We start from the raw sequence: 6,154 nt of genomic DNA, 5'->3' as shown, positions 1-6,154 counted from the left end.
CGGAGCACCTGACCCAGTCTGATGGCATGCTCTGTGCAGTGCTTATCGCATGTGAGCGCTGTGGGAACAGCCCCGGCAGCATTGCGCTTCGATATCATGAGCTTGCGGCTGCCGGCTCGGCTTCGGCCTCATGGTGCTAAGCAGCGCGGGCTGGTCGTCATATCCTCGTTGCCGGCCAGGGATATGCACGCTGAACGTGGTGCTGCAGTTACCCCTACAGGCCATGCTGCCGGGAAGGGCCTCGGCACGTGGTGGTCAGTCGCGATCTTGGAGCCGCTCTGCTTTCCCAGGTCTAACTTTTGGCCCGAACCATCTCACTATTTCGTGGCAATAAAGCTTCGATATAGTAATGTCGCATCGCTGCGGGCTTTGGAAGGTCCCACCGGTTCCCCTCGGGCAAGGCTTTCACCCCCCCTCAAAGCCCGCGGCTGCACGTAGGCAGCTTCGATCCTTAGAGCGCAATAGATGAGCAGAAAGTCAGTTCAAGACGACCACCTGTTGCACGTCATTCGGCGTGCATTCTTGGACGAGATCCGGAGCGACGAGGCGGACCTCACTCTGCGTCAGCTCGCCATCGCGTTGACGATCTACCACACAAGCCAGCCGCAAACAGTACGAGGCTTGGCTAAGCATCTTCAAATCAATAAGCCTGCGGTCACCCGCTGCTTCGACCGGCTTGAGGAAGACGAATTGATCCAGCGTGAGGTAGAGTGGGGAAATCGCCGCAGTGTCGTCGCCAGGCGGACGAAGAGAGGTGCCGAGATGGTAGCGCGGCTCAGCTCGGCATTGGTGAAGGCCCAGGCTGCAACGGAGATTCAGATTGCCAGTTCGCGGCGCCGGAAACCAATGGGGATGCCTGCGGGCGTGTGATTTGGCGTGACAAGCCACAGCCTCTTCCAACGCCTTGCCATCTTTGGCCTCATTCTCGACTGCCATAGGAAAGAATCGCTGCGGATGCGCCCTGGCAGCGGCGAGGACGCTGGCCGGTGGGGATGTGACGGCGACCCTCGGTCGTGACGGCTTGGCAGATCCCTGCGAGGGTTGCGGGCTTCGGGGCGGATGGTGCGCGTCGGGACATCAATCTGCATTCTCCCGCGACAGCACTGCATCGCAGGCTCTGCAGCGCTCGAGCGCTGCATCTCTGCCTGGATTGGCATAGCAAGCACCGCAATTCGACCTTCCCCCTAGCTGGGATCTGGCCTGGATGAGAGAGTTGGCCTCCTTGAAGGGAGGCAGCGTGCTACGCCGTGCTGACCGCCGGCCCGGAGCGAATGGCCGACTATTTCAGCATCGACCTGCCGGCCGGGCGCGACCTCGACATCAAGACGACCGAGGCCTTCGGCATCTATGTGAAGTGGATCTACGCGCAGCTCGGCATGCATTGATTGCCGGCCTTGCCGCCCGCCGGCGGCGTCGCCCGGCCCTGGGACGATGGTGCCGGACGAAGCATGGGCTGGTGACGGATCACCCCAGCGGGTTCATGTCGGCGTAGGAGAATTCGTAGGCGGTCATCCAATTCTTGCCGCCGAGTTCGCCGTTGTTGTTGTTTGTCGTCATCCCAAGGGATGGCACGGCATTCTCGCCGCCATGGGCCTGATCCTTGGGGACATGCGCAGTAGTCGTCCACTTCTGGATGCCGTCGACGAAGCCGGTCAGCCGGCCCGACTCCCAAAGCAGGGAGTAGGTGTGCTTCCGCATCTCGTCGACATTGCCCAGCATGAAGCTGGTATAGCCGTCGCCGCCGTCGGAGCCGCGCCAGTGCACCGTGTTGTAGGGCGTGCCGTTGGCGAGGATCTCGAACATGTCCATTTCCGGCCCCGGCCATTTGTCGGTGCTCGGCCAGAGCAGGGCATAGGGCCCGACATGACCCTCCGCCTTGATGGTGAAGCTGTACAGGCCATAGCCGAAGCCCTTGTCGGCGCCGGCCGGCTTCATCATCGTGCCGCTGCTCTGGTCGTCCCAGGTGCTCCGCAGGGTCAGCTGGCCCTTGACCGAGGTGTCGTTGCCCGGACCCCAGCTATGAGAGAACATGCCCTTGCCGGCGTCGAAGCTCTCGACCACATCGCGCTGCTTCCAGCCGGAGGGCAGGATCTGCTCGCCGACATAGGAGACGCCGGAGGAGCCGCCGATGGCGAAGTCCTTCGCGCCGGCGCGGGCGAGCTTCGCCGCGCTGTTCTGGCTCACGCCGTTTAGAAAGATGCCGTCGACATGGAGGTTGCGGTCCGCGGCGGCGGAGCCGCCATAGGCGTCGTTCACGAAATTGACCGTGACTTTGTGCGAGCCGGCGCCGATCTCGGAGATGGAGACGGTGTCGTACTTGCCGCTCGCATGCGAGGCGCTGGCGGTGCGGACGCCACCGAACTGCTTGCCGTCGACCGAAATCGTGTACTGGGCGTTCCCCTGCCACGCATCCTGGGAAATCCTGAGGGTGAGCATGCTGAACTCCAAGTTCGGACGTGTAAGCTCGCGACTTCGTTTACATTACATTTCTGCGTATTTCAAAGAATATAATTCGAGATCGTACAGTCTCCGTCACCAAGACGGTTATCCACTCTCCTATTCCGTGTCCGGGTACCATCAGGTGCCGCAATCATCGTGCCAACCAACCGGTCCCTCGGCGGACCCGCACTGATCCTTGGCTAGACGATATAGATTTTGATGCGAAACAGTCTGGCGGGCAGCGCTGTGTGGGCCGCGCAGACTTATCTGCGCTGCCGTGAAGGATGCTGGGCCGGACCGATTACTTCAGGATGGTCTGGCGGACGCGGCTGGGTGAGCCTAAGGCGGCCGTAGGCCCAGGCCGGCCGGTGGCGACGTCAGAGCGCACCGCCGCCCCCGCAGCCTGCTCGCGCAATGTCTAAATCACACGTCATGTCGAAAATTTCATTTCAAAGCCTAAGCAATCCCATGAAAGACGACCAGCATCTGCGAAACATCGATAAAGCCGAAACCATATTGTCTGCAGTCTTGTCCCTCACGCATTCCAATACCGTCCGTCGATTGTCGCTTCGAAATTGGGAAGACCAGATATGGAACTCGATGTCCTCATTCGCGGTCAGTCGAATGCATTCCTCCTCCTCAGCGATGATTTCGGCGGCGTCGGCGCCGCCACGCTGATCGCCGACCTACAGAAGCTGCTCGGCTTCGACGGCGTCAACGACAAGATCCGCCTGACCGCTGACTGGTACACGCCGGGGCAGCAAACGGTTTATAGCGGCACCTCCTTCATCGGCGACTGGGTGCAGCGCGGCACAGACGGCAGCTGGCAGGCGAAGTCGCACGAGCAGGACCTGTTGAACTACATCGCCAAGAACCCGCATCCGCAAGCGACGGAGACGGCGGTCGTCTGGCTCCACAGCGAGTATGACAGCCTCAACACCTCGCTCACCAAGGCCGAGTGGGGGAGCGCCGTCCGCACCGATGCATCCTGGGTGCGCAAGGGCCTCGGCCTCGACGCCGCCCACAGCCCCTATGTTTTCGTCAGCGCCATTCCCTTCGTCGGCGCCTCCAACGCGACGACGCAGGCTATCCGGCTCGGCATGGAAGAGCTCTCGGCCGATCGCTCCTTCGGCGCGCTCGTCGGCGCGCGCGACCTCGACCTCGACATGAGCTACAAATTCCCCACGGAGACTACGACGCTCAACTACGGCTCCGCGCACATGTCGAAGCAGGACACGGTGCAGACCGGCCATCGCCTCGCCCTGGCACTCGCTGAGGAGTGGGCGCAATATGCCCGCCCGAATTCGCCCATGGCCCTGGCCAAGGGGAATATCGCGGATGAGGGGCCGAAGGCGGTCAGCGCCACCCTGCAGGATGCGGCCACGCTCTTGGTGAAGGTGGCGCATGATCAGTCGGCGGGCTTCGCCGCGCTGGACCCGCAGGCCGCGGGCGGCATCGGCTGGTCGGTGCGCAATGCCGCCGGCGCCGTCACCGCCGATTCCGTCAAGGTGGTGTCGGCCGACACGCTGCAGGTCCACTTCACCGCCGCCCTGCCCACCGATGGCGTTGCCTACTACGGCTATGGCTATGGCCGCCTGGCCGCCGCCAACCAGCCGGGGGAGGGGAATGCGGTCTATGACCAAAGCGGCCTGCCGCTCTGGACCCCGGCCAAGGGCGTCGCGCTCAGCGCGCCGACGCCGGCGCAGATCGCGCTCGGCACCGGCTCCGACACGCTGGTGCTGCGCATCTCGCAGGATGCCTATCAGGGTAGTGCGCAGTACACCGTGAAGGTCGACAACGTGCAGATCGGCGGCGTGCAGACTGCGACCGCCCTGCACCTCTCCGGCATGTCCGACACGGTGACGATCAAGGGTGACTGGGGCGTCGGCAGCCACACCGTCGCCGTCACCTTCCTCAACGATGCCCTGGGCAGCGGCCCGGGCGCCGACCGCAACCTCTTCGTGGACGGCATGACCTATGACGGCGTCGCGGTCGCCAAGGGTGCGGCGGCGCTGACCAGCGCGGGGACGGCGAGCTTCGCCCTGCAGGACAGCACCGCGATCCCCGGCTCCTCCATCGCGCCGGCGCCGGCGCAGATCGCGCTCGGCACCGGCTCCGACACGCTGGTGCTGCGCATCTCGCAGGATGCCTATCAGGGTAGTGCGCAGTACACCGTGAAGGTCGACAACGTGCAGATCGGCGGCGTGCAGACCGCGACGGCCTGGCACTCGTCAGGCCTGTCGGACACGGTGACCATCAAGGGCAACTGGGCGACGGGCGACCACAAGGTCGCCGTCACCTTCCTTAACGATGCCTGGGGTGGCAGCGCGGCGATGGACCGCAACCTCCATGTCGATGGCATCAGCTATGACGGCGTCGCGGTCGCCAATGGCTCCGCCGACCTGGTCAGCAACGGCGCGGCGACCTTCACCGTGCACGACACCGACCAGATGTTCGCCTGAGGGGGCGGGCCGCCCGCGTCAGCCGGCGTGGCCGACGAAGTCGCGGGCGAGGACGGCGTAAATCTCCGCCTTGAACGACACGGCCAGGGACCGGAGCGTCGCCAACGGCGTCCACCGCCAGGCGTCGAATTCCGGATGGGGGTCGAGGTCGAGGCGGATTCGGCACCCTCGCCGAGGAAGTGGAGGGCAAACCACGTCTGCCGCTGGTCGCGATACCGGCCGCCGAGCGCCTTGCCGAGCAGATGCGCCGGCAGTCGTAGCGGAGCCAGTCCGGGTGCTCGGCGATGATCGCCGCGTTGCGGGTGCCGACCTCCTCCCCCATCTGGACGAAGATGTCGCTATCGGGCCATCAGCGGCAGAAGTATTTGAACTCACTTGCTCGACGCTGCACTTATCGCATGTGTGTGTACTTCCACTATGTTTCTCGTCGCGTCCCTGCAGCTCTGCCTTGCTGCCTTGTTGCATCGATCGCTTACCGGGGCGGCTTCGGTAGCGTCTGCGCAGGTGGTGGAAAATCCGGTGTAGTCCGGGCTGTAGGGCTTGGGTGGCCATCGGATCTGGCGGCTAGGGTGGAGTTGCGAAGCTCTCACTCCTGACCGGCCGAGGACCCGATGACCGAGGACAGATTGCCACTGGCGGACCTGCTGGCGAAAGCCGGGGACGGTGACTTTCTCCGCAGTGTCGCCGAGGCGGTGCTGCAGATGTTGATGGGGTCCGATGTGGAGGGCCTGATCGGGGCTGGGCGGCACGAGCGCACCGGCGAGCGGCTGACCTACCGCAACGGCTTTCGTGACCGTGTGCTGGACACCCGGCTCGGCTCGCTCCAGCTCCGGATTCCGAAGCTGCGGCAGGGCAGCTACTACCCACCCTTCCTGGAGCCCCGGAAGACCCCGGAGAAGGCGCTGGTGGCGGTGATCCAGGAAGCCTGGATCGGCGGGGTCTCGACCCGGCGGGTGGACGACCTGGTGCAGGCGATGGGCCTGTCCGGCATCTCGAAGTCGACCGTCTCCAAGCTGTGCCGGGACATCGACGAGCGGGTTGGCGCCTTTCTCGACCGACCACTGTCGGGCGAGTGGCCCTACCTTTGGCTCGATACCACCCTGGGGCAGTGGCCACATGCGTGCTCGGCGGCCCTGCGGTTCGCGGCGGGCGAGCCCGGCCGCAGCGCTGCATCTGGCCATGGTCGCGCAGCACGCGATGGAAGCTGGCCTCACTGGCGACATAGACGCCCTCGTCGGCCAGCGTCGGGACGA

The 6,154-nt window shown here is 64.4% G+C and carries 5 protein-coding genes; 4 read left to right on the top strand and 1 reads right to left on the bottom strand.

What is annotated here, in order from left to right:
* Positions 1–465: 465 nt before the first annotated feature.
* Positions 466–870 carry a MarR family transcriptional regulator gene (locus AC5JJ1_RS10290; protein WP_495785025.1) on the top strand — a complete coding sequence of 135 codons (405 nt, stop codon included), beginning with the start codon at positions 466–468 and terminating at the stop codon, positions 868–870.
* Between the two features lie 377 nt (positions 871–1,247).
* The gene (locus AC5JJ1_RS10285) at positions 1,248–1,385 is read left to right on the top strand and encodes a hypothetical protein (RefSeq protein ID WP_495785024.1); all 138 of its coding nucleotides are present in this window, start codon (positions 1,248–1,250) and stop codon (positions 1,383–1,385) included.
* 79 nt (positions 1,386–1,464) lie between these two features.
* On the opposite strand, the gene AC5JJ1_RS10280 is transcribed toward AC5JJ1_RS10285, so the two are convergent.
* Complete coding sequence (locus AC5JJ1_RS10280) at positions 1,465–2,436, bottom strand: carbohydrate-binding domain-containing protein (RefSeq protein WP_495785023.1); 972 nt, start codon at positions 2,434–2,436, stop codon at positions 1,465–1,467.
* Between the two features lie 593 nt (positions 2,437–3,029).
* Here AC5JJ1_RS10280 and AC5JJ1_RS10275 point away from each other — a divergent pair.
* Together AC5JJ1_RS10275 and AC5JJ1_RS10270 are read left to right on the top strand one after the other, a co-directional pair.
* Entirely contained in the window at positions 3,030–4,901 is a 1,872-nt protein-coding gene (locus AC5JJ1_RS10275) for a carbohydrate-binding domain-containing protein (protein WP_495785022.1), read from the top strand.
* Positions 4,902–5,512: 611 nt separating this feature from the next.
* A partial coding sequence (locus AC5JJ1_RS10270) for a transposase (protein ID WP_495785021.1) occupies positions 5,513–6,154 on the top strand: 642 nt, incomplete at its 3' end.

It is taken from the genome of Belnapia sp. (assembly GCF_059504005.1).
This window is presented reverse-complemented; position numbering and strand designations above follow the sequence as displayed.

Coding starts and splice junctions, on each gene's coding strand:
- AC5JJ1_RS10290 (WP_495785025.1), top strand. CDS start 466: ATGAGCAGAAAGTCAGTTCAAGACGACCACCTGTTGCACGTCATTCGG.
- AC5JJ1_RS10280 (WP_495785023.1), bottom strand. CDS start 2,436: ATGCTCACCCTCAGGATTTCCCAGGATGCGTGGCAGGGGAACGCCCAG.
- AC5JJ1_RS10275 (WP_495785022.1), top strand. CDS start 3,030: ATGGAACTCGATGTCCTCATTCGCGGTCAGTCGAATGCATTCCTCCTC.